The sequence below is a fragment of the Streptomyces sp. NPDC086023 genome (genome assembly GCF_044540325.1).
Taxonomy (GTDB): Bacteria; Actinomycetota; Actinomycetes; order Streptomycetales; family Streptomycetaceae; genus Streptomyces.
Genome location: NZ_JBITRX010000028.1, coordinates 64,354 through 85,332 on the forward strand (window position 1 = coordinate 64,354; position 20,979 = coordinate 85,332).

The following is a 20,979-nucleotide window of genomic DNA, read 5'->3' on the forward strand; positions in this document are numbered from 1 at the left end:
CGGCCTCAGGCCGCCGGGACGGCCGGCGGCCGCCGCAGCTCGTCGTCCAGCGCGGAGACCGTCCGCCGTACTTGCTCCGGCGTGTGCTCGGCCGTGACGAAGAAGCGCAGCCGGGCCAGGTCCTCGGGCACCGCCGGGTACAGGATCGGGTTGACGCTGATCCCCTGCCGGAACAGGGCCTCCGCCAGGCGCAGCGCCCGCAGTGAGTCGCCGGTGATGCAGGGCACGACCGGGGTGTCGTGGCTCGCCCCGATGTCGACGCCGGCCGCGCGCGCCAGCCGCGTGAACAGTGCCGCGTTCTCCGCGAGCCGCGCCACCCGCTCCGGCTCCGCCCGCAGCACCCGGAGTGCCGCCAGTGCTGCGGCGGTGTCGGCCGGGGTCATGCCGGCGCTGTAGACGAAGCCGGGGACGGTGTACCGCAGGTACTCCACGACCGCCGCGCTCCCGGCCACGTACCCGCCGCAGCTCGCCAGGGCCTTGGACAGGGTGCCGGACCAGAGTTCGACGTCCCCCCGGTCGACACCCGCGTACTCGCCGACGCCGCGTCCCGTCGCGCCGATCGTCCCGACGCTGTGCGCCTCGTCGACCATCAGCAGCGCGCCGTGCCGGCGCTTGACCTCGACCAGGGCGGCGAGGTCGGCGACGTCGCCGTCCATGCTGTACACGCCCTCGACGACGACCAGGACCCGCCGGTACTGGTGGCGGACCTGTCCGAGGAGCGCGTCGAGCGCGGCGGCGTCGTTGTGGGGGAAGGGGCGCCGGGTGGCGCCGGACAGCCGGCAGCCCTGGAGGATGCTGTCGTGGGCGAGGGCGTCGTGGACCACGAGGTCCCCGGGGCCGACGAGGTGCCCGATCACGGTGACGTTGGTGGCGTGGCCGTTGGCGAGGGTGAGCGCCGCCTCGCAGCCGAGGAAAGCGGCGAGCTCCGTCTCCAGCTCCAGGTGGAGCGGCCGGCTGCCGGACAGCAGACGGCTGGCGGACACGGACGTGCCGTGGCGCGCTATCGCCTCCCGGGCCGCCCCGGTCACCTGCGGGTGCGCCGCCAGGCCGAGGTAGTTGTAGCCCGAGAAGGACAGCAGCTGCCGGCCGTCGACCACGGTGGTGTCGGTCAGACCGCCCTCGTGGACGAGGAAGTACGGGTTGGGCAGGCCCAGCCGGTCGAGCGCGGCGAACCGCTCGGCGTGCGCGCTGACCTCGGGGAAGTTCTCGATGCGGGTGTGTTCGAGGGGCAGGGGGGTGGGCTCGGGAGCGGGGGCCCCGGGTTCGGCGGGCGGGGCGTGGTCCACGTACTCGGCACGCTGTTCGGGGACGGGGACGGGGACGGGGACGGGGGCGGCCGTGGGGGCCGGTGCCGGTGGCGTCGCGGTCGGTGCGCCGTCCGCGATGAGGGCGGCCATGCCTCCCACGGTGGGCCGGTCGGCGGCCCGCTCGTCGAAGTTCCAGTGCGGCCATTCTCGCCGGAGGGAGGTGAAGAGGTCGGTCAGCATGAGGGAGTCGAACCCGAGGTCGTCGACCAGCAGCTGTTCCCGGCGCAGGTGCCCGACCGGGAAGGCGCTGATCCGGGCCACCTGGGCGAGCACCGAGTCGAGGACCGGGCCGTGCAGGGGCATGGCGTGCGGCCCGGGCGTGCCCGAGGGGACCGGCTCCGGGCCGGGAACGGTCGCCGCGGGGGCGTGAGGAGTGGTTCGGGCGGGCGGAGCGAGGGGCTCGGGGACGGGGGAGACCGGGGCCGGGGGCGCGGGCGTGGTGTCCGGACGGGCCTCCGGGTCCCGGCCGGGAGCGGGAAGCGCCTCGCTGAGGCGGTTCATCAGGGTCACCTGCTGCTCGATCAGCCGACGCAGGTCGTTCATGGGGTGGTTCTCGGGGAAGTGCATCGGGTGCTCCAGGGGCGGTACGGGCTGGTGCGTCGGGTCGGCCGGCTCGCTCGGTTCGGGCGGACCGGGCGGACCGCTGGGGTCGGCCGCGCCGCTCTGGGCGGGCAGGTCGGGGAGACGGCCGCCGACGACGGCTCCGGGGCGGGGGTCGAGGGCGTCCGCGGGGGCCGGAAGCGGCGGAGCGGACGACCCGCCGGGGCGGGCCGCGGCCGCGTGGTCGCCGGGAACGGCGGCGTCGGCCCCGCCCGGTGGGCAGGTGCCGCACGGGTGGGCGAATACCGGGGAGGGAGGCGCCGGCGCCGGGCCGTGCAGGCCGGGGCGGGGCGCGGTCGCCCCACACGTGCCGACGACATCAGACGCGTCGGCCGGCCCCGCGGCGCTGCCCGTCCTGGGCGCGCCGGCCGCGCCCCCGGGGCCGGCGGTGGCGGGCACGCCGACCGGGGCACCGGGGGCGGCCGCACCGGTGCGGGCCGAGGCGCCGCCCGGGGCGGAGCCGGTGGCCGTCTCGGCGGGCAGCAGGGCGGTGAGGGGCGCGCCGGACCGGGCCGGGGGAGTTGCGCGGACGGCGGTGTCGGACGTGACCGGCGCGGCCGGGAGCGTTGCGGCGCCGACGGGGCCGGGCGGGCCGGACGGGACCGGCGGGGCCGGGGCCGTTGCGGGGACCGCGCGGGACGGGCGGGCGCCCGGGACCCAGTACGACTGGCCGTCCAGGCGGGCCACCGGCAGGTCGAGCAGGCGCCGGGCCTCCCGCGGCACCAGGACGCGCGGGTCGACCGGTACGCCCAGGACGGCGAGGCGGGCGAGGGCCCGTACGAAGCCGAGCCCGCCGTCCGGGTCGGCGGATGCCGCCTGGACCACGTACACGTCGTCCAGGCCGGGGAGGTTGCGCCGTACCGACGTGAGCAGCGAGCCGCCGCCGTTCACCTGGACGAAGATGCGCGCGCCCGCCTCGTACGAGGTCCGGACCGCGTCGCCGAAGTGGACCGGGGCCGAGGCGTGGCGGGCCCACAGGTCGCGCAGCCGGTCCGGGTCGGTGCAGACCCGCGCGTCCACGGAGGAGACGAACGGCAGCGAGGGCCGGCCGAGGCGCCGCCCCGCGAGGTCCTCCCGCATCGTCTCCTCGGCAGCGGCCAGCCGGGGCGAGTGGAAGGCGTCGGACACGTCGAGCGCCACCGTCGCCACGCCCGCCTCCGCGCAGGCCCGCCGCATCGCGTCGAGTCCGTGCGGGGTACCGCTGACCACGACCTGCCGGGGCTGGTTGAAGCAGGCGAGCCACACGTCGTCGATGCCGTCGGTGAGCCGGCGGCAGGTCTCCTTGTCGGTCTGTACGGCGAGCATCCCGCCCCGTACGCCGTCGCCTGCCCGGCGCAGCGCGGCGCCCCGGTGGACCAGCAGCCGCACGGTGTCCTCCCAGGTCAGGGCGCCGGCGGTCGCGGCGGCCGCGAACTCGCCGACGCTGTGGCCCAGGGTGAGGCCGGGGGTGACGCCGCAGTCGGCGAGGAGCCTGGTGACGGCGAGCTGGACGGTGCCGAGCAGCGGCTGGCAGACGTCGGTGGCGGCCAGCCGCCGCCGCGCCGCCGCGTCGCGGTCGTCGCTGTCGCCGCCGTCCCCGGAGCCGTCGTCGGCCGCCGGCCCGTGCCCCGGAGCCTGCTCGTCACCGGCTGCCTGGCCGCCACCGGCCGCAAACCCTTCTCCGCCCCCGGCAGGGACCCCGTACAGCAGGTCGGCGAGGTCGGCGCCGGTGTCCCGGCGGGCGACGGCGCCCAGGCGGGCGACGGTCGCCCGGAAGGCCGGGAACCTGTCGTGCAGGTCCCGCAGCATGCCCGGCCGCTGACTGCCCTGGCCGGGGAACAGGAACGCGATCCCGCGCGCGGCCGCGGGCAGCGGCGCGTCGGCGGCGTACGCGCCGTCGCCGAGGTCGCCCCGGGCGCCGGCGGCGAGCTGGCGGCGGGCGTCCCGCAGCCGCGAAACGAAGCCGTCCGTGTCGGTGGCGACGACCGCCAGCCGGGCGGTCAGCGGTGCGCGGGCGCCGAAGGTGTGGGCCAGCGCGGTGAGCGGCGGGCGCGGGGCGGCGTCCAGGGCGTCGAGGACCTCGCCGATGTGCCGGTCGAGGAGCTCCGCGCTGCTGGCCGTGAGCAGCACCAGCTGCGGTCCGGCCGCGGAGGTGCGCGCCGACGGCGTACCGGCCGCGGGGGTGCGTACCGACGGCGTACCGGCCGCGGGGGTGCGTACCGACGGCGTACCGGCCGGGGTACCGGCGGCAGCGGGCGGCTCCTCCAGCACCACGTGGACGTTGGTTCCGCCGAACCCGAAGGAGCTGACGGCAGCGCGCCGCGGGGCGCCCGGGCTCGGCCAGGGCCGCGCGGACTCGGCGAAGCGCAGGCCCGCGGCGGAGACGCCCAGCCCGGGGTCGGGACGGGTCGGGGGCTGCGGCACGATCGTGCGGTGGTGCACGACCAGCGCCGTCTTGATCAGCCCCGCGACGCCGGCCGCCGACAGGGAGTGGCCGATCAGGGCCTTGCCCGCACCCAGGTAGCACAGGGCGGGGTCGTCGTCGGGGTACTCGGTGCGCAGCCGGCGCAGCGCCTCGATCTCGGCGCGGTCGCCGGTGCTGGTACCCGTGCCGTGCGCCTCCAGGAACCCCACGGACGAGGGCGGCAGGCCGGCGTCCCGGTAGGCCCGGCGCATCGCGCGGACCTGGCCGTCGGGGGTGGGTACGAGAGGGCCGGGCGACGCGCCGTCGTTGGCGGAGCCCACGCCGCGGACCACGGCGTAGACGCGGTCTCCGGCGGCCAGCGCGTCGGTGAGGGGCCGCAGGACGACGACGCCGGCGCCCTCGCCGAGGACGAAGCCGTCGGCCGTGCCGTCGAAGGGCCGGCACACCCCGGAGGGCGAGAGGGCGCGGAGCTTGGAGAACCCGACCAGGCCGTCCGGCGTGAGGTTGACGTACACGCCGCCGACGACCGCGATCCGGCAGTTGCCCTGGCGGAGCTGGGCGACGGCCTGGTCCAGGGCCACCAGGGACCCCGAGCAGGCGGCGTCGACCGTGAAGCTGGGGCCGCCGAGGTCGAACTGGCGGCTGACGGTACCGGCCGCCATGTTGAGGAGGCTGCCCGGCAGGGTGAACGCGTGGATCGCGCCGAGTCGGCCCGCCTCCTCCCGCAGCGCGTCGAAGGCCCGCCCGCGGTCGTCGCCCGCCGTCCCGTCGACCAGGGCGACGGCCCGTAGCGGGGCCGTCATCAGGTCCTTGTAGTCGGAGACGGACACGCCGAAGAAGACGCCGGTGTTCTCGCGGTCGAAGTCGCCCCGGCCCAGCCCCGCGTCGTCCAGGGCCTCGCGGGACACGTCGAGCATCAGCCGGTGCTGCGGGTCCATGGCACGGGCCCGGGCGGGCGGCACCCCGTAGTACAGGGCGTCGAAGCGGTCCACGTCGTCCAGGAAGGCGACCTGGTCCGTGTACGCCCCGTGGGGCGCCGACCGGTCGTCGGGCGTGTGGAACGTGCCGTGGTTCCAGCGCTCGCGCGGCACGGCGGAGAACTGCCGTTCCCCGCTCAGCAGGAGCCTCCAGTACGCACGGACGTCGGGGGCGCCGGGGAATCGGCAGCCGAGCCCGGTGATGGCGATGTCGGTCATGACGGGTCTTCCTTGTCTGGGTTCGGTCCTGGACAGCCACCGTGCCCGGCGGAAGGAAGGGGACCCCAGCCCCGGCTATTCGTTACTTGACAGGAGCCGGAAAGGGTGTGTCCGGTGTCTTTCCGTCATCTCCGGCCGTGCGCCGCGTCGTTTTACCAAGATCGGCCAGGGTCGTCAAGACACGTATTGCAGTGGCGTGACCGGGGCGCCGTGCCAGGGTTTATTGGAAGCACGCCCTCACCGGGGAACGGATCCCCGGAAACGAGAGTCGCAAGAATTGTCCACCGGGAATTCCGGCGGCCGGTTCGCACCCCTTTCACCCCGAATGGAGAATTCCGATGTTCCAGCGTTTCCTGACCCGTCGTGTCGTTCTGGCCGGTTCTTCCCTCGCCCTGGTGGGCGGCGGCATCGCCCTCCCGGCGACCGCGATGGCCGCGCCCGCTCCGCAGGCGGTGGTGACCCTGGCCCCGGCGGACAGCGCCGACGGCATCGGAACCGGCGGCGACGCCAGTGCGGGGAACACGACGGTCGGCGGCACGGCCACCGGCGGCAGCGCCAACACCGGCGTCGGCAGCTGCCGGGGCAAGTGCACGATCATCACGGGCGACGCCACGGGTGGCAGTGCCAGCGCCGACGCCGTGAACACCGGCGACGCCACCGCGGTCGGCGGCGACGGCACCGGCACCGGCGGCACCGTGACCAAGGAGGACGTCAAGAAGCTCAAGGCGGAGCTGAAGGCGCAGAAGAAGCTCAACAAGTGACCGTCGGGACACCACGAGCCCGCGCACGCAGAAGGACGCCGGAGGGGCCCAGGGCCTCTCCGGCGTCCTTCTGCGTACCTGCGTGTCCCCCGGACGGGTCAGGCGCTGCCGCCCGTCGCCGTCGCGTCGCCGCTCACGGCGGTCGCATCGCCGGTGTTGACGGCGTCCGCGCTGGCGTTGCCGCTCGTCGCGTCCCCGGTCACGATCGTGCACCGGCCGATGCAGGTGCCCACCCCGCCCGAGGTGGCGGAGCCGCTGGTGGCGGTGCCTCCGACGGTGGTGTTCTCGGCGTTCGCGTCCCCGCTGATGGCGATGGCGTCCGCGCTGCTGCTGCCGCCCTCCCCGCCGTCCCCGTCGCCGCCGCGGGCGGCCGTCGAGCCCTGCCCCGTCGCCGTCACCCGGTCCACCTGGGCGAGGCTCATCACGTCCTCGCTGACGGCGGTGTTGACGCTGGCGTGGCAGACGCCGCTGCACACGTCGAAGGCGCCGTCGCCGACCGCGGTGTTCGTGCTGTCACCGCACAGGCCCAGGCACTCGCTGTACGCGCCGTCCCCGACCGTGGTGTTGACGCTGTCGCCGCACAGTCCACGGCAGACCCCGGAGGCCCCCTGGCCCGTGGCGGTGTTGACGCTGCCGTGGCACAGGCCCTCGCACACGGCCGGGGCGCCGTCGCCCGCGGCGGTGTTGACGCTGCCGTGACAGGCACCGAGGCACCCGGGGGAGTGGTCGCCGAGGTGGACCGCGGCGATGCGGGCGAGGTCGACTCCGTACTGCGGAACCGGCGCGGCCACCGCGGTCGCCGGGAGGGCGATGCCGCCGGCCAGTGCCACGGAGGCGGCGGCAAGCACGAGACGACGGGTCCAGGAACGCTCGTTCATCGGAATTCTCCGGGGGTTCTCGGGCAAAGTGCTGCCGACGTTAGCGCGCCGGTCATGCCCCGGAGGCGATCTGGCGGAGTGCCGCGCGGTTTCCCCCGGGTGCCCACCCGTACGGCCGAAAGGGCCCGGTGGTCGTGGAGGCCCCCCGGGCGGCCGCGAATTCAACCAAGATCCCTTCCCGGTGTCAAGCCACGTATTCAAGTGGCGTGACGCGTGACGGCCCACAGGGTTTATTTGAAGTACGCCCTCACCGGGGAATCCCACCCCGGAGAACAGAGGGAAAGGAATTGCCTCGAAAAGGAATTGCGGGGCGGTTCGCCACACCACCTTCTTCCGAACGGAGAATTCCCATGTTCCAGCGTTTCCTGACCCGCCGTGTCGTTCTGTCCGCTTCCTCCCTGGCCCTGGTGGGCGGCGGCATCGCCCTCCCGGCGACCGCGATGGCCGCGCCCGCTCCGCAGGCGGTGGTGACCCTGGCCCCGGCCGACAGCGCCGACGGCGTCGGCACCGGCGGCGACGCCAACGCCGAGAACACCACGGTCGGCGGCACCGCCACCGGCGGCAACGCCAACTCCGGTGTCGGCAGCTGCAAGGGCAAGTGCACCATCACGACCGGCAACGCCACCGGAGGCAACGCCAGCGCCGACGCCGTGAACACCGGCGACGCCACCGCGGTCGGCGGCGACGGCACCGGTACCGGCGGCACCGTCACGAAGAAGGACATCAAGAAGGAGATCAAGGAGCAGGTGAAGAAGAAGATCAAGAAGTAACCGCCCCGGCCGAGGACGCCGGAGGGGCCCGAGGCCCCTCCGGCGTCCTCGGCCGTACCCGTGCCCCGCGCCGCCACCGCGCCGCGCCTCGTCCCCGGTCGGCGCCACGGCACGCAGCACCGTGGCGACCCGCTCCCGGTCGGGTCCCGCGCTCCCGGTCGGGTGCCCCGCCCGCAGCGTTCCGACCGGCGGCGACCCCGAGGAACGGCTGGGTAGGGTGGGCCCCGACAACACCAGGTGCACGGCACCACCCGACCGGAACAGGGAGCAGAAGTGAGCGAGCCGGCGTCCATCGCCCTCCAGCAGGAGATCGCCAGGGAACTCCAGGTCGCCGAGACCTTCGAGGCCGAGCGGGAGATCGAGCGCCGGGTGGCCTTCCTCGCCGAGCGGCTGACCTCCTCCGGCCTGCGCTCCCTGGTGCTCGGCATCAGCGGCGGCGTCGACTCGACCACCACCGGCCGGCTCTGCCAGCTCGCCGTCGAGCGGGCCCGCGCCGCCGGGCACGAGGCGCGGTTCTACGCGATGCGCCTGCCGTACGGCGTGCAGGCGGACGAGCGCGACGCGCAGCTCGCCCTGTCCTTCATCCGGGCCGACCACGTGCTGACAGTCGACGTGAAGCCCGCGAGCGACGCCGCCCTGGAGGCCTCGCTGGCCGCCGGGGTGACCTTCCGCGACGCGCACCACCAGGACTTCGTCCACGGCAACATCAAGGCCCGTCAGCGCATGATCGCCCAGTACGCGGTGGCCGGCGCCGAGAACGGCCTGGTCGTGGGCACCGACCACGCGGCCGAGGCCGTCTCCGGCTTCTTCACCAAGTTCGGCGACGGGGCCGCAGACGTGGTCCCGCTGACCGGCCTGACCAAGCGCCGGGTGCGCGCCGTGGCGGACGTCCTGGGCGCGCCCGCCGAGCTGGTGTGGAAGGTCCCGACGGCCGACCTGGAGACCCTGGACCCGGGCAAGGCCGACGAGGACGCCCTGGGCGTCACGTACGACGACATCGACGACTTCCTGGAGGGGAAGCCGGTCGGGGAGCGCGCCTTCGCGACGATCGTGAACCGCTACCGCGCGACCGAGCACAAGCGACAGCTGCCCATCGCCCCCTGAGGCACCCGGCGCCGCGCGGCCCCGCATGCCGTCGTGGCCTGCGCGGCCCCGCGTCGTCCGGTCCGCGGCCCCACGGCCCGGACCGGACGACGTCGGGTCCGGACGACGCCGCCGGAGCGGGACCTCTCGACCAGGCTCCCTAGACCAGGTCCTTGCCGAAGTGGAACGCCGTGACGGCCATCCGCTCCCGGAAGTAGAAGCGGTGGGCCTCCAGGCGCTGCGTGCCCGAGTCGAGGTCCAGGAGGGTGCAGCCGGTCTCCCGCGCCCTGGCCTCCAGGTAGCCGAGGAGCGCCCGCCCCACCCCGCCCGACCGCGCCCGCTCGGCGGTGACCAGGTCGTCCACGTACAGCTTCCGGACGTCGACGGTGTTGGCGACCGTGCGCCAGCCCGCCGCCCCCACGCACACCCCGTCCGCGTCGTACGCGGCGGTGAACCGCAGCCCCTGCGGGTGGCCCTCCTCGTACACGCTCTTCAGCAGCGGCTCCGTGAGGTGCGGCCGCAGCTCGCGCAGCACCGGCAGCAGGTCCGCGACGAGCCGGGGGTCGCCCGGCTCCAAGTCGATGATCTTCATACGCGCACGGTACCCGCTGCCCGTCCCCGCCCGCGGCCGGCGGAATTTAACAAGACAGCTCACCGGCGTCAAGTCACGTATTGCAGTGGCGTGACCGGGTTCCCCGTTCGGGGTTTATTTGAAGCACGGCCCCACCGGGGAATTCCTCTCCGGGAAACCGGGGGCCGGAGAATTTCCCCCGGCAATCGGGGGCGGTTCGAAACCTTCTTCCGAAACCGAATGGAGAATTCCGATGTTCCAGATCTCTCTGACCCGTCGCGTTGCCCTGGCCGGTTCTTCCCTCGCCCTGCTGGGCGGCGGCATCGCCCTCCCGGCGACCGCGATGGCCGCTCCCGCCCCGCAGTCGGTCGTCACGCTCGCCCCGGCGGACAGCGCCGACGGCATCGGTACCGGCGGCGACGCGAATGCCGAGAACACGACCGTCGGCGGCGAGGCCAAGGGCGGTGACGCGAACAGCGGCGTCGGCAGCTGCAAGGGCAAGTGCACCATCACCACGGGCAACGCGACCGGTGGCAACGCCAGCGCGGACGCCGTGAACACCGGCGACGCCACCGCCGTGGGCGGCGACGGCACGGGCAAGGGCGGCACGGTGAAGAACATCAAGAAGGACATCAAGGCCGAGGTGAAGAAGAAGCTCGGCAAGTGATCCAGCGGCCCGGCCGGAAGGCGCCGGAGAGGAGAATTCCTCTCCGGCGCCTTCTGCGTGCGGCGGATACCCGGGCCCACCCGTCCGCAACCGGTCGGGTATTGTCGTCCGGTCACGGACGGCAATCGGAACGTCTGCTCAATCCAGGGGAACCAACATGACTGATCTGAACTCGCTGCGGGCAAGCCTTGCGTCGGGAGAGCACGAGTTCGCCGACACCCTGGCCTTCGTCGCCGCGCATTACGAGTACCGGCCGCAGGCGTTCCGCAACGGCGATGTCGAAAACGCCGCGGGCGAGAACGAGGGTTCCTGCAAGACGCTCGGACTGGCCGTCCTGGAGGGTCTGAGCGACGAAGAGGCGCTGCTGGCCTTCGGTGAGCACTACCGCAAGGTGCTGGCGACGCCGGACGACACCGACCACGCCAACATCCGCAACCTCATGGCCCACGGCCTGGGCGGCGTGAGCTTCGCCGGGCAGCCGCTGGCCCGCAAGGCCTGACCGGCTTGTCCGGCCCGCAAGGCCTGACCGGCCCGTTCGGCCCGCAAGGCCCGTCCGGCCGGACCCGGCCGGACGCGCCGGAGACCCTCAGTCGCCCACGTGCCTGAGGCAGAGGTCGCCGAGGGTCTCGCGGCGGACCAGGAGCCGGGCGGCTCCCTCGTGGACGGCGACGACCGGGGGCCGGCCGACCAGGTTGTAGGCGGAGGCCATCGAGAGGTGGTACGCGCCGGCCGCCGGGACGCCGAGCAGGTCTCCCGGGCGGACGTCCCCGGGCAGCTCCACCTCCGTGGCCAGTACGTCGCCGGCCTCGCAGTGGCGCCCCACCACGGTGGCCGTGACCGGCGGGGCGGCCTCCGGGGCGCGGCCGATCAGGAGGGGCGCGTAGCGGACCCCGTACAGGGCCGGCCGAGGGTTGTCGCTCATGTCCCCGTCGACGGCGACGAACACGGTGCCGCCCGTGCGCTTCACGGCCAGCACCCGGTACAGCGCGACCCCGGCGGGCCCCACGACCGCGCGGCCGGGCTCCACGGCCAGCCTCGGTACGGGCAGCCCGGCGGCACCGCAGCGGACGGCCAGCTCCGTACGGAGGGCCGCGGCGAGCGCGTCCGGGGCGAGGGCGGGTTCACCGGGCCGGTAGGCGATGCCGTGGCCGCCGCCGAGGTCCAGCTCCGGGAGGGCGACGCCGTGGTCGTCCCGGATCCGGGCGAGCAGTCCGGTCATGCGGCGCAGGGCGGCCAGACAGGGCTCCGCCGAGGTGATCTGCGAGCCGATGTGGCAGTGCAGGCCGACGAGCTCCAGCTCCGGCCGGGCCAGCACGCGGGCGACCGCGTCCTGGGCCGACCCGTCGGCCGCCGACAGCCCGAACTTCTGGGCCCTCGGTACCGGTACGGATCTTCGCGTGGCCCCCGGCGGACACCCCCGGCACCACCCTGACCAGCACCTTCTGGCGGCCGCGCGGGCCGACCGCAGCGGCGATCCAGGCGATCTCCGAGGTGCTGTCGACCACGATCCGGCCGACCCCCAGCCGCACCGCGCCCGCGATGTCGGCGGGCGACTTGGCATTGCCGTGCAGCACGGTCCGGCCGGGCGGGAAGCCCGCCCCGACGGCGAGTTCGAGTTCGCCGGCCGAGCACACGTCCAGCCCCAGGCCCTCCTCCAGGACCCAGCGGACCATCGCGCGCGACAGGAACGCCTTGGCCGCGTAGAGCACCTCGCCGTCGGGGAAGGCGGCCCGGTACGCGCGGCAGCGCGCCCGCACCTCGCCCTCGTCCAGCACGTAGGCGGGGGTGCCGAAGCGTTCCGCGACCTCGGTGAGGTCCACCCCGCCGACGGAAAGACCTCCGCGGGGGAGCGGCGCGGTGGACGCGGGCCAGACGGCGGGCGGCGCGTCCGTACCGGTGGGCGGGGCCGCGACGAGGTCGGCGGTCACGAGGCGGCTCCCCGTGCGGCGACGGCGCCGTCGCGCGGCCCGTCGTCATCCGTGCCCGCGGCCGCGCCGGGAGCGGGCCGCGGGGCAGGGGCCGGCGCTGGGGCGGGGGCCACGGCGGGAGCGGTGAGCGTCGGGTCGAGCGTCAGCAGGAGGACACCGAGGGGTTCGGTCAGCGCGCGCAGCGCGGTCTCCGAGAGCCGGATCCAAACCTGCCCGGCGCCGAGCGTCGCGGCGAGCCGGGCGGGCGTCGTGAAGCCCACCGCGGTCCGCTCGCCCAGCGGGGTGCGGAACACGCGTACCGCCACCCCGCGCGTGCCCGGCCGGACCGGGACGCAGAGGGGTCCGGCCGGGATCCGTTCCTCGGGGTCGGGGTCGTCTTCGTAGCGGAACGTGCACATGGGGGCCTCCTCAGGGCCTGTGACGGCAGGGTGGCGTCCCGGTCGCGGGGAGGCGGTGCGGGGCGCACAACCGGAACCATGCCCGGTCGTGCGCTCCCGGGTCCCGCATCCGGTGCGCTCCTGACGCCGCCCTGACGCCGGCACCCCGGTTCCTTGCGCGCCGCTGACGCGGGGACGGGGGCCGGCCGGGACGGGCCGCGGAGGGGGCGGTACCCCGAGCAGGGCCGGTCCCGAGGAGGGCGGTTTCAGGCCGCGACCGTCCAGGCGAGCCTGCGGGCCTGGCGGCGGAGTTCCACCAGGGACGCGGAGGAGTGGCCGGGCTCGGACCAGTACGGGTGGGCGTAGAGGCACCGGAGCTCCTGGACCAGCCGCCTCCGCAGCGCGGTGGCGCCGACGGTCGGGGGGAGCGCCGCGAGGGCGGCGTACGTCCGGATCACGTGGATCTGGGTGAGCAGGAGGTCATCGGGGAAGGTGGTTCGCGCCATGACGAAATTAGGCCACCTGTTCGATTTTCCGCGCAAGCGGAGCCGAGGTTTCCGGGCAGGGGCACATACGTTCGGCAGCGCCTCCCGTACCCGCCCGCGGGCCCGCCGGTTCGCACAGCGCGCCCACCGCGGCAAGGGAACACCGTCCCCCGTCCCGGGACCTTCGGGCCGGTGCCCGCGGCGCGGGGGAGCGACAGGCTGGAGGTGCGGAGGGGCGCCTCCCCCGTCTGCCCCTCCGCACGAGACTCGGCGCGAGCGCGAGCGTGAGTGCGCTCGCGCATGTGATCGCGGGCGCGAGACCATATCAGCGCGGGGCACCCGACGACCCGAAGGACAGCACGATGACCACCCGAGGCATCACCGCAGGCGTGGACGGATCGCCGGAGAGCCTGGCCGCCGCGGAGTGGGCCGCCGACGAGGCGGCGCGTCGCGGCACGAGCTTGCGGCTGCTGCACGCCTGGCGCTGGGAGCCGCTGGACCTGCCGCTCGTACAGAACCCGGAGACCGAGGCCGAGCGGGCGCGGGTGCTGCTGGAGGCGGCCCTGGCCCGGGTCCGCGCCCGCCGGCCGGAGCTGCCGGTCACCGCCACGGTGGTGCCCGAGCACGCCGTACCGGCCCTCCTGCGCGAGTCGCGCGACGCGGAGCTGCTGGTGCTCGGCAGCCGAGGCCACGGCGCGGTGCTGGGCTTCCTGCTGGGCTCGTACGGGCAGCAGGTCATCGCCGAGGCGCACTGCCCGGTGGTGTCGGTCCGCCGCCCCGCCGGGTCCGAGGCCCACACGAACCACCCGCCGGACCACGCCACGCCGGGCCGTGGGGGCCCGCAGCGTGACGCCTCCGGGGGGAAGGGGCCGGACGGTGTCGCGTCCGGCGTCGAAGGGCCGGACGGCATGGCGTCCGGCACCGAAGGGCCGGGCCGTCGCGCGCCCGGCGGGGAGGAGTTCCGGCCCGGTGCGGACGGCGAGGTCGTGGTCGGGGTGCAGGGGGGCGCCGACGAAAGCGCCGACGTACTGCGCTTCGCCTTCGAAGCCGCCCGGGCCCGGGGCTCCCGCCTCCGCGCCGTGCGGGCGTGGAGCCTGCCGCCGCTGTACGCCTACAGCCCGGGCTCCCTGGCGCTCGCCGACGAGGCGGGCGGGCTGGAACCGTACGAGCGCAAGGCGCTCGCCACCGCCCTGGCACCCTGGCGGGAGCGTTTCCCCGAGGTCCAGGTGACCGAGCACGTCGAGATCGGCAGCGCCGGCCAGGTCCTGCTGTCCGCCTCGGGCCGCGCCTCGCTGCTGGTCGTCGGCCGGCGGGTGCGGCGCACGCCGGTCGGCCCGCGCATCGGGTCGACCGCGCACGCGGCACTCCACCACGCGCACTGCCCCGTGGCCGTCGTCCCGCACACCTGAGCCGCCTCGAACCCTGTCAGGCGGGCAAGCCCGCCTGACAGGGTTCGAGGCCCGGCAGGGCCGGACGGCGCACGGAACAGGGACCGGGCAGGACCCGGCAAGGACCCAGGGACCCGGGACGACTTGGCACCCGGCAGGGCCCGGCAGGACCCGACAGGACCCGGCACGCAGCCGACGGATCAAGACCCGGGCAGAATCCCCGCGGTCCCCGTACGCCGCTCCCCGCGCTCGGCATCCTCGCCGGCCTGCCCGGCCCCGCCGCCCAGATGCCGGCTGGCGATCACCGCGGCCTGGACCCGCCGCTCCACGCCGAGTTTCGCGAACAGCCGGGAGATCACGTTCTTGACGGTCTTCTCGGCGAGGAAGAGCCGGTCGCCGATCTGGCGGTTGGTCAGGCCCTCGCTCACCATCGCGAGCACCTCCCGCTCCCGCTCGCTCAGGTGCGAGAGGCCCGCCGGCACCGGCTCCTCCTCCCGCTGCCGCTCGCCCCGCAGCCGTGCCATCACCCGCGCGGTCGCACCGGGGTCCAGCATCGACTTCCCCGAGGCCACCGTGCGTACCGCGGTGACCAGATCGGTCCCCCGGATCTGCTTCAGCACGTAACCCGACGCCCCGGCCATGATCGCGTCGAGCAGGGCCTCCTCGTCGTCGAAGGACGTCAGCATCAGGCACGCCAGGTCCGGCATCCGGGACCGCAGTTCGCGGCAGACGGAGACACCGTCACCGTCCTGCAGCCGCACGTCGAGGACGGCGACGTCCGGGCGCAGCGCCGGCACCCGGGCCAGCGCCTGCTCGGCCGTCGCCGCCTCGCCGACCACGGTCAGGTCGGGCTCCGCCTCCAGCAGGTCGAGAACCCCCCGGCGGACCACCTCGTGGTCGTCGAGCAGGAACACCCGCACCGGGGCTGCCGCCCCGGGGGCGCCGTCGTCGTAGGTCATCCCAGCACTCCGTTCCGGCGGTGCCCCTCCCGCATGGACGGGCACCCTGGGTCATCCTGGCGGCCCGCGGGACGAACGGACAGGGCCGTACGTCCCTCTTCACTCCGCGGCCGAACAGGGACCTTCGGCCCTGTCTCCGGGCCCCAGGGGTCCTTCTCGACTCCCCCTCCCGTGCGGTGGGGTGGGCGGCGTGAGACCCACGAACCACCTCCGGCAGCCACCCAGGGCGGCCGGATGCACGGCAAGGAGCTGCCATGATCACGGACCTCATCGCTCTGGAAGCCGCCGTCGACCACGACGGAATGACCCGCATGGCGCTCTCGGGGGAACTCGACATACACACCGCGGAGCAGATCCGCGGCCCGCTGACCCGCAGCATCGCGCCCGGCGGCCCCGACCTCGTCCTCGACATCACCGGCCTGACCTTCTGCGACAGCTCCGGCATCGGCCTCTTCCTGGACCTGGACCACAGCTGCCGCGCCGCCGGAGCACGCCTCCGGCTCACCGGCGTACCGCAGCTGACGGTCGTGGCCCTGAGGCTGCTCGGCGCCGACCGGGTCCTGGCCTACCGGCCGTCGTGACGGGACCGTTCGGCCCTGGTCACGGCGGGCGGGCCACTGCGACGCTGGCAGGGTGCGGCCGCGGGGCCGGCCGCCCGGGCGAGCGAAGGATGTGACCATGAACCGTACGACCAGCCGACCGGTCTGCCACCGGCCCGGGTCCCGGGGGCTGCGCGAACTCGACCGGGCGGAGGCCCTGCGGCTGCTCGGGTCCGTCCAACTCGGCCGGATCGTCTTCACCCAGCACGCGCTGCCGATGGTGCGCCCGGTCAACCACCTCATGGACGGCGACGCCATCGTCGTCCGGGTCCACGGAGACGGTGCGCTGTCCTCGCTCATGACCCCGTCGGACCCGCAGGGCGTGGTGGTGGCCTACGAGGCCGACGTCATCGACCCGCGCACTCGGCTCGGCTGGAGCGTCGTGGCCACCGGGTACGCGCTCCCGGTCGCCGACCCCGAGACGGCGGCGCGCTACGCACGGACGCTCACGCCGTGGGTCGCCGACGAAACCCACGGCACCCTGCGCATCCAGCCGGACCTGATCACCGGCTTCCGCCTGGTCCCGCGAAACCCGACCACGGGCCCGCCGCCCCGCCCCGGCCACTGAAACCACACCGCGGCCTCCCGGCACGGGGCGGCCGGCACCTCCCGGGCCGTGAGATCCGCTCAGCGGACCTCACGGCCCAGTAGGTGCCGATTCGCTCGGGGTCCGAGCCCTGCCGGCGTCTGGACCCGCGGATCACCTGTCGACAGTTCCGCTCAGCGGATCTCACGGCCCGGGTGTCCCCGTGCCGGGGGGGCCGGACGCCTGCCGCGTCAGCCCCCGGCGGTGGGTCAGGCCGGGGACGATGCTGGGGTGCGGGGCATCAGTGGGGCCGTCCAGGCCAGGCGGCTGCCGCCCGACTCCGGGCGTTCGATCGTGAACGCGCCGCCCACGCTTCGGGCGCGGGCCGCCAGGTTGCCCAGGCCGCTGCGCCGGCCCTGGTCCGGGATGCCGCGGCCGTTGTCGTCCACCGACAGCACCACCTCGTCGGCCGTGGCGCGCAGCGCCACCCGTACCTGGGTCGCGTGCGCGTGCCGCGCCGCGTTGCTCAGCAGCTCCGCCAGGGCCGCCAGGACGTGGTCCGCCACCTCCGGCGACACATCCGTGTCCAGCAGCCCCTCCATGGTCAGCTGCGGGGCGAACCCCAGGGAGGTGGCGGCCTCCCCGACCGCTCGGGCGGCCCGCGCCCGCAGCCCCGGCTCCGAGGCGGGATCCGTCGCCCGCAGCCCGAAGATGGTCGAGCGGATGATCTTGATGGTCTCGTCGAGGTCGTTCACCGCACGCGCCACGCGGTCCGCCGCCCCCTCGTGGGTGACCAGCCGCGCCGCGCTCTGCAGCGTCATGCCGGTCGCGAACAGCCGCTGGATCGCCAGGTCGTGCAGGTCCCGGGCGATCCGGTCCCGGTCCTCCAGCAGCGCGATCTGCTCCGCGTCCCGCCGTCGGTCCGCCAGCTCCAGCGCCAGCGCCGCCTGCCCGGCGAACGCCGTCAGCGGCTGGATCTCCGCGTCGGTGAACACCGGCCCGCCCAGGTCCCGAGCCAGCAGCAGCACCCCCCGGTGCCCGTCGGGACCCGTGCCCAGCGGCACCGCCACGGCCGGCCCCAGACCCATCCGCGACCACAGCCCACCGGCGTACCGGTCGTCCTCGGCCAGACACCCCGACACCGCGGGCAGCCCGCTGGTCCGGCTCGCCCCCGCCAGCGTGCCCGACACGGACACGACGGCCCCGAGGCGCTCGTTCTCCGCCGCCCCGACCGCCAGCTCGACGATCAGGCCGTCCGTACCCGTGAGCGGCACCACCAGGTCGGCCAGGCGCGCCCCGGTGATCTCCCGGGCCCGGCGCGCGATCAGCTCCATCACGTCCGTGCGCGGACCGTCCGACAGCAGCCGCTGGGTGATCTCGGCGTTCGCCTCCAGCCACCGCTGCTGGCGCTGCGAGGCCTCGTACAGGCGCGCGTTGTCGATGGCCACCCCGGCCGCAACGGACAGCGTCGAGATCACCGCCTCGTCCTCGGCGTCGAACTCCAGCCCGCCGCGCTTGTCGGTCAGGTACAGGTTGCCGAAGACCTCCTCCCGCACCCGGATCGGAACGCCCAGGAACGTCCGCATCGGCGGGTGGTCCGCCGGGAAACCGTACGAGGACGTGTGCGCCGCGATGCTGGTCAGCCGCAGCGGCTCCGGGTGCCGGATCAGCTCGCCCAGCAGCCCGTGCCCGGCCGGCAGCGGCCCGATCCGAGCGATCTGCGCGTCCGGCAGCCCCACCGTGAGGAACTGCGAGAGCGTACGGCCGTCCGGCCCGATCACGCCCAGCGCACCGTACTCGGCGTCGACGAGCAGGGCCGCCGCCTCCACGATCCGGCGCAGCACCTGCGACAGATCGAGCTCCCGGCCCACCGAGACCACTGCCTCCAGCAGGCTGTGCACCCGGTCCCGGGTACCCCGCACCGCGTCGATGCGGACCTGCAGTTCCTCCAGCAGCTCGTCGAGTCTCATCTTGGGAACCTTCGACAGCCCCTGGTCCGCCACGCCCACCAGCCCCTCCTGTGCACTTCACGCTGTGTGCCAGGGTATCGACGGCGGGGGGGCGCCCGCAGGACGTTGACCGGCCGATGGGCAGAACGCGCTCCCGGGACGGGCTCAACGCCCCTCCAGCACCTCCAGCACCTCCGCCACCGGGCGCCGGGGTGACGCCGGGCCCGGAGGACCGTAACCGTACCGGATCACCATCTGCACGTGCCCCGTACCCTCCAGCGGATCCCTTACGGTGGGTCGGAGTTCTGGCCATTCCAGCGGCTGCGAGGTCATCGAGGTGACCAGTCCGTCCGCCGTGGCGCGCAGCAGCACGCGGTGCAGCGCCTGCCCCGCCCGCAGCCAGTCCGCGGGCCCGTCGCCCCGCGTCCCCAGCAGCGCGATGGCGGGCCGCCGCTCGAACACCGCCCAGCCGCGGTCCGGTACGTGCATGGCCCGGCCGAAGTCCCGTACGCCCGCTCCCGGTCCGGACCGTCCCGGCCCGAAGGCCGCCGAAGGCACGCCGTCGGCCTCGCCCGCACCACCACCGCGCATCCACGCGGCCGTCTCGGCCCGCAGTCCGGCGTCCATGTCCTCACGGTGCTCGGCATCCTGAACCAGCGTCAGCACGGTGTCGGTGTGCCAGTCGTCCGGCACCGCCAGCCGGCAGCCCTCCAGCAGCGCCGCCGCCCGCAGCCCGTCCACGATCGCCTCCGGCACCTCCTCGTCCCGGAACGGGAACCGGCTCGTGTGCCGCGCGAGCAGTGCCGGATGGAGCGCGGCGAGATCCTCCTCGGGTGCGCCTCCCGCCGACAGCCGAGCCGAGGCGAACAGCCAGGGATCGGCCGGGTCGGGCAGCAGCTCCACGCCACAGGACAGCCCCGCCCGGGCCGCGGACACCCGCAGCCCGAACAGCGCCGCCCCGCACCCGAGGCGCAGCGCCCGGTGCTCGGGGTCGGCATGGGGGGCGGCCCGGCCGGGGTCGCCGCGCAGGTCGAGCGTGCCGGACGCGTGATGCAGCACGAACCGCCAGGGCTGGGCGTTGTGCATGGACGGTGCACGGACGGCGTCCTCGACGAGCGCCACGACGGTGGCGAGGTCCGGAAGGGTGCTGACCATGGGACTTCCTCCTGCCGTGCGGCTCGGTACCCCGCGTCCAGCCTAGGCAGGGGGCCACGGCCCGGCATGGGCCGAACGGCCCACCCGAGGGTCCCCACCGGACCTACTCCATGCGCCTGCTCACACCTTCTTGACCACGCTGGACTTCAGCTGCATCGCGCCGAACCCCTCGATCCTGCAGTCGATGTCGTGCCCGTCGACCCCGTCGACCAGACGGATGTTCCGCACCTTCGTCCCCGCCTTGATCCCCGAGGCGCTGCCCTTGACCTTGAGGGCCTTGACGACGGTCACGCTGTCGCCGTCGTGCAGCACGTTCCCGACGGAGTCCCGCACCACCTGCTCCTCCGCGGCCCCGGCCTCGCCCGGCACCCACTCGTGCCCGCACTCGGGGCAGACCATGAGTGAGTTCATCTCGTAGGTGTACTCGCTGGAGCACTGGGGGCACGGGGGCAGGGTCGCAGTCATTCGGTTTCCTGGGGACGCAGTCGTACGGATGCCTTCACGGTACGTCATCGCCGCTGGACGGCGACAATGGACGCAGGGCGCGAAGCGCCGGGCCACCCGGCCCGCGCCGCTGGAGGAAGCCATGTCACACAAGGTCGAATGGCAGGTCCGCCTCTCGCTCCTGGAGGACGAGGGCACGACCAGCGCCAGCCTGAAGCTCGACACCGGCACCGCCACGCTCACGGGCCACGGCACGGCCAGGTGCGCGCCCCAGGACACCGACATCCCCGCGGTGGGCGACGAGCTGGCGGCGGCCCGGGCCCTGGAAGACCTCGCAGTCCAACTGCGCCGCACGGCGTACGGCGACATGCAGGCGGCGGGCGCCCCGTCGGTAGGCTCGCTGAAACCGTACGCAGGCTGGCTGGACATGTCGGCGTCGTAAGAACGGGGGCACCCGGCGGCAGGGCTCGCACCGGCACAGCCAGGCCCCCAGCAGGCAAAGAGCACGCCGCTGCCTCCCAGCACGAGGGAACCGGCACCTTCCCGGGCCGTGAGGTCCGCTGGGCGGAATTGTGGGCAGGTGATCTGCGGGTGCAGACGCCGGGAGGGCTCGGCCCCGGCAGCCTTGGGAGTGCCTGCGGCCTGTTCAGCCCCGGGCGGCCTGTCGGCCGCCGAGACGGCGGGAGCGCGTAGCGATCTGTGGCGGCTTGTGAAGGGGCACAGGCGGCCCGGAGGCCGCCGAGACGGCCGGTGGGCCTACGGACGCTGTCGCGTCCGCCCCGTGGGGCGGGGGCTCGCCTTGGTGCGGGGATTCGCACCCGGTGCCGCCGGGCCTGGGGTGTCCCCCTGGGCGTCTTTCCTGGGGGTGTCCGCCGAGGGCTTTTGCTTCCGGGCCGGGGTGGCCTGTCAAGGGTGACCCGAAGGGTCATCGC

18 protein-coding genes and 1 pseudogene are annotated in these 20,979 nt (G+C 74.8%); 9 read left to right on the forward strand and 10 right to left on the reverse strand.

Features of this window, described 5'->3' with window-relative positions:
* Positions 1 to 5: 5 nt before the first annotated feature.
* On the reverse strand, positions 6 to 5,507 hold the full coding sequence (locus ACIF6F_RS34255; protein WP_399956406.1) for an aminotransferase class I/II-fold pyridoxal phosphate-dependent enzyme: 5,502 nt from the start codon (positions 5,505 to 5,507) through the stop codon (positions 6 to 8).
* Between the two features lie 338 nt (positions 5,508 to 5,845).
* Between ACIF6F_RS34255 and ACIF6F_RS34260 the strand changes: the two genes are divergently transcribed.
* Positions 5,846 to 6,268 (forward strand): hypothetical protein, encoded by a 423-nt coding sequence (locus ACIF6F_RS34260; RefSeq protein ID WP_399956409.1) that lies wholly within the window; start codon positions 5,846 to 5,848, stop codon positions 6,266 to 6,268.
* A gap of 98 nt (positions 6,269 to 6,366) precedes the next feature.
* Here the strand turns inward: ACIF6F_RS34260 and ACIF6F_RS34265 are convergent, their stop codons facing one another.
* On the reverse strand, positions 6,367 to 7,146 hold the full coding sequence (locus ACIF6F_RS34265; RefSeq protein ID WP_399956411.1) for a hypothetical protein: 780 nt from the start codon (positions 7,144 to 7,146) through the stop codon (positions 6,367 to 6,369).
* A 350-nt stretch (positions 7,147 to 7,496) separates the two neighbouring features.
* Here ACIF6F_RS34265 and ACIF6F_RS34270 point away from each other — a divergent pair, with 350 nt between their 5' ends.
* Positions 7,497 to 7,916: a hypothetical protein gene (locus tag ACIF6F_RS34270; protein ID WP_399956414.1), complete on the forward strand. Its 420-nt coding sequence runs from the start codon at positions 7,497 to 7,499 to the stop codon at positions 7,914 to 7,916.
* 273 nt (positions 7,917 to 8,189) lie between these two features.
* Entirely contained in the window at positions 8,190 to 9,020 is an 831-nt protein-coding gene (nadE, locus tag ACIF6F_RS34275; RefSeq protein WP_399956417.1) for an ammonia-dependent NAD(+) synthetase, read from the forward strand.
* Positions 9,021 to 9,159: 139 nt separating this feature from the next.
* Here the strand turns inward: nadE and ACIF6F_RS34280 are convergent, their stop codons facing one another.
* Entirely contained in the window at positions 9,160 to 9,591 is a 432-nt protein-coding gene (locus ACIF6F_RS34280) for a GNAT family N-acetyltransferase (RefSeq protein ID WP_399956422.1), read from the reverse strand.
* A 232-nt stretch (positions 9,592 to 9,823) separates the two neighbouring features.
* Between ACIF6F_RS34280 and ACIF6F_RS34285 the strand changes: the two genes are divergently transcribed.
* Both ACIF6F_RS34285 and ACIF6F_RS34290 read left to right on the forward strand, forming a co-directional pair.
* Positions 9,824 to 10,237, forward strand: coding sequence for a hypothetical protein (locus ACIF6F_RS34285; protein WP_399956425.1), 414 nt, complete (start codon positions 9,824 to 9,826; stop codon positions 10,235 to 10,237).
* 157 nt (positions 10,238 to 10,394) lie between these two features.
* Entirely contained in the window at positions 10,395 to 10,736 is a 342-nt protein-coding gene (locus ACIF6F_RS34290; protein WP_399956428.1) for a HopJ type III effector protein, read from the forward strand.
* A gap of 87 nt (positions 10,737 to 10,823) precedes the next feature.
* Here the strand turns inward: ACIF6F_RS34290 and lysA are convergent.
* The 3 genes and pseudogenes from lysA to ACIF6F_RS34305 all read right to left on the reverse strand — a co-directional run bounded on the left by lysA (position 10,824) and on the right by ACIF6F_RS34305 (position 13,048).
* A pseudogene (lysA, locus tag ACIF6F_RS34295) lies at positions 10,824 to 12,165 on the reverse strand (diaminopimelate decarboxylase).
* Positions 12,162 to 12,563, reverse strand: coding sequence for an SAV_915 family protein (locus ACIF6F_RS34300; RefSeq protein ID WP_399956432.1), 402 nt, complete (start codon positions 12,561 to 12,563; stop codon positions 12,162 to 12,164). The pseudogene lysA and the gene ACIF6F_RS34300 overlap by 4 nt, the downstream one beginning before the upstream one ends.
* A 245-nt stretch (positions 12,564 to 12,808) precedes the next feature.
* Complete coding sequence (locus ACIF6F_RS34305) at positions 12,809 to 13,048, reverse strand: hypothetical protein (protein WP_399956435.1); 240 nt, start codon at positions 13,046 to 13,048, stop codon at positions 12,809 to 12,811.
* A gap of 341 nt (positions 13,049 to 13,389) precedes the next feature.
* On the opposite strand from ACIF6F_RS34305, the gene ACIF6F_RS34310 reads away from it, so the two are divergent.
* On the forward strand, positions 13,390 to 14,436 hold the full coding sequence (locus ACIF6F_RS34310; RefSeq protein ID WP_399956439.1) for a universal stress protein: 1,047 nt from the start codon (positions 13,390 to 13,392) through the stop codon (positions 14,434 to 14,436).
* Positions 14,437 to 14,615: 179 nt separating this feature from the next.
* Here ACIF6F_RS34310 and ACIF6F_RS34315 read toward each other — a convergent pair whose 3' ends face one another.
* Positions 14,616 to 15,374 carry a response regulator gene (locus ACIF6F_RS34315; RefSeq protein ID WP_399956442.1) on the reverse strand — a complete coding sequence of 253 codons (759 nt, stop codon included), beginning with the start codon at positions 15,372 to 15,374 and terminating at the stop codon, positions 14,616 to 14,618.
* 254 nt (positions 15,375 to 15,628) lie between these two features.
* On the opposite strand from ACIF6F_RS34315, the gene ACIF6F_RS34320 reads away from it, so the two are divergent.
* Both ACIF6F_RS34320 and ACIF6F_RS34325 read left to right on the forward strand, forming a co-directional pair.
* Positions 15,629 to 15,955 (forward strand): STAS domain-containing protein, encoded by a 327-nt coding sequence (locus tag ACIF6F_RS34320; protein WP_399956445.1) that lies wholly within the window; start codon positions 15,629 to 15,631, stop codon positions 15,953 to 15,955.
* Positions 15,956 to 16,052: 97 nt separating this feature from the next.
* Positions 16,053 to 16,541 carry a pyridoxamine 5'-phosphate oxidase family protein gene (locus tag ACIF6F_RS34325; RefSeq protein WP_399956448.1) on the forward strand — a complete coding sequence of 163 codons (489 nt, stop codon included), beginning with the start codon at positions 16,053 to 16,055 and terminating at the stop codon, positions 16,539 to 16,541.
* 227 nt (positions 16,542 to 16,768) lie between these two features.
* Here ACIF6F_RS34325 and ACIF6F_RS34330 read toward each other — a convergent pair whose 3' ends face one another.
* The 3 genes from ACIF6F_RS34330 to ACIF6F_RS34340 form a co-directional block, all read right to left on the reverse strand.
* The gene (locus tag ACIF6F_RS34330; RefSeq protein ID WP_399956451.1) at positions 16,769 to 18,469 is read right to left on the reverse strand and encodes a GAF domain-containing protein; all 1,701 of its coding nucleotides are present in this window, start codon (positions 18,467 to 18,469) and stop codon (positions 16,769 to 16,771) included.
* A gap of 144 nt (positions 18,470 to 18,613) precedes the next feature.
* Positions 18,614 to 19,603 carry an Acg family FMN-binding oxidoreductase gene (locus ACIF6F_RS34335; protein WP_399956454.1) on the reverse strand — a complete coding sequence of 330 codons (990 nt, stop codon included), beginning with the start codon at positions 19,601 to 19,603 and terminating at the stop codon, positions 18,614 to 18,616.
* 120 nt (positions 19,604 to 19,723) lie between these two features.
* Positions 19,724 to 20,068, reverse strand: a complete 345-nt coding sequence (locus tag ACIF6F_RS34340) for a zinc ribbon domain-containing protein YjdM (RefSeq protein WP_399956458.1) — start codon at positions 20,066 to 20,068, stop codon at positions 19,724 to 19,726.
* A 121-nt stretch (positions 20,069 to 20,189) separates the two neighbouring features.
* Here ACIF6F_RS34340 and ACIF6F_RS34345 point away from each other — a divergent pair, with 121 nt between their 5' ends.
* Complete coding sequence (locus ACIF6F_RS34345; RefSeq protein WP_399956461.1) at positions 20,190 to 20,489, forward strand: dsRBD fold-containing protein; 300 nt, start codon at positions 20,190 to 20,192, stop codon at positions 20,487 to 20,489.
* Positions 20,490 to 20,979 lie beyond the last annotated feature (490 nt).

Excerpts from the sequence above, each read along its gene's own strand:
- ACIF6F_RS34320 (WP_399956445.1), top strand. The coding sequence starts at position 15,629 with ATGATCACGGACCTCATCGCTCTGGAAGCCGCCGTCGACCACGACGGA.
- ACIF6F_RS34265 (WP_399956411.1), bottom strand. The coding sequence starts at position 7,146 with ATGAACGAGCGTTCCTGGACCCGTCGTCTCGTGCTTGCCGCCGCCTCC.
- ACIF6F_RS34285 (WP_399956425.1), top strand. The coding sequence starts at position 9,824 with ATGTTCCAGATCTCTCTGACCCGTCGCGTTGCCCTGGCCGGTTCTTCC.
- ACIF6F_RS34270 (WP_399956414.1), top strand. The coding sequence starts at position 7,497 with ATGTTCCAGCGTTTCCTGACCCGCCGTGTCGTTCTGTCCGCTTCCTCC.
- ACIF6F_RS34345 (WP_399956461.1), top strand. The coding sequence starts at position 20,190 with ATGTCACACAAGGTCGAATGGCAGGTCCGCCTCTCGCTCCTGGAGGAC.
- ACIF6F_RS34315 (WP_399956442.1), bottom strand. The coding sequence starts at position 15,374 with ATGACCTACGACGACGGCGCCCCCGGGGCGGCAGCCCCGGTGCGGGTG.
- ACIF6F_RS34260 (WP_399956409.1), top strand. The coding sequence starts at position 5,846 with ATGTTCCAGCGTTTCCTGACCCGTCGTGTCGTTCTGGCCGGTTCTTCC.
- ACIF6F_RS34280 (WP_399956422.1), bottom strand. The coding sequence starts at position 9,591 with ATGAAGATCATCGACTTGGAGCCGGGCGACCCCCGGCTCGTCGCGGAC.
- ACIF6F_RS34300 (WP_399956432.1), bottom strand. The coding sequence starts at position 12,563 with ATGTGCACGTTCCGCTACGAAGACGACCCCGACCCCGAGGAACGGATC.
- ACIF6F_RS34255 (WP_399956406.1), bottom strand. The coding sequence starts at position 5,507 with ATGACCGACATCGCCATCACCGGGCTCGGCTGCCGATTCCCCGGCGCC.
- ACIF6F_RS34330 (WP_399956451.1), bottom strand. The coding sequence starts at position 18,469 with ATGAGACTCGACGAGCTGCTGGAGGAACTGCAGGTCCGCATCGACGCG.
- ACIF6F_RS34335 (WP_399956454.1), bottom strand. The coding sequence starts at position 19,603 with ATGGTCAGCACCCTTCCGGACCTCGCCACCGTCGTGGCGCTCGTCGAG.
- ACIF6F_RS34290 (WP_399956428.1), top strand. The coding sequence starts at position 10,395 with ATGACTGATCTGAACTCGCTGCGGGCAAGCCTTGCGTCGGGAGAGCAC.
- ACIF6F_RS34310 (WP_399956439.1), top strand. The coding sequence starts at position 13,390 with ATGACCACCCGAGGCATCACCGCAGGCGTGGACGGATCGCCGGAGAGC.
- ACIF6F_RS34340 (WP_399956458.1), bottom strand. The coding sequence starts at position 20,068 with ATGACTGCGACCCTGCCCCCGTGCCCCCAGTGCTCCAGCGAGTACACC.
- ACIF6F_RS34325 (WP_399956448.1), top strand. The coding sequence starts at position 16,053 with ATGAACCGTACGACCAGCCGACCGGTCTGCCACCGGCCCGGGTCCCGG.
- ACIF6F_RS34305 (WP_399956435.1), bottom strand. The coding sequence starts at position 13,048 with ATGGCGCGAACCACCTTCCCCGATGACCTCCTGCTCACCCAGATCCAC.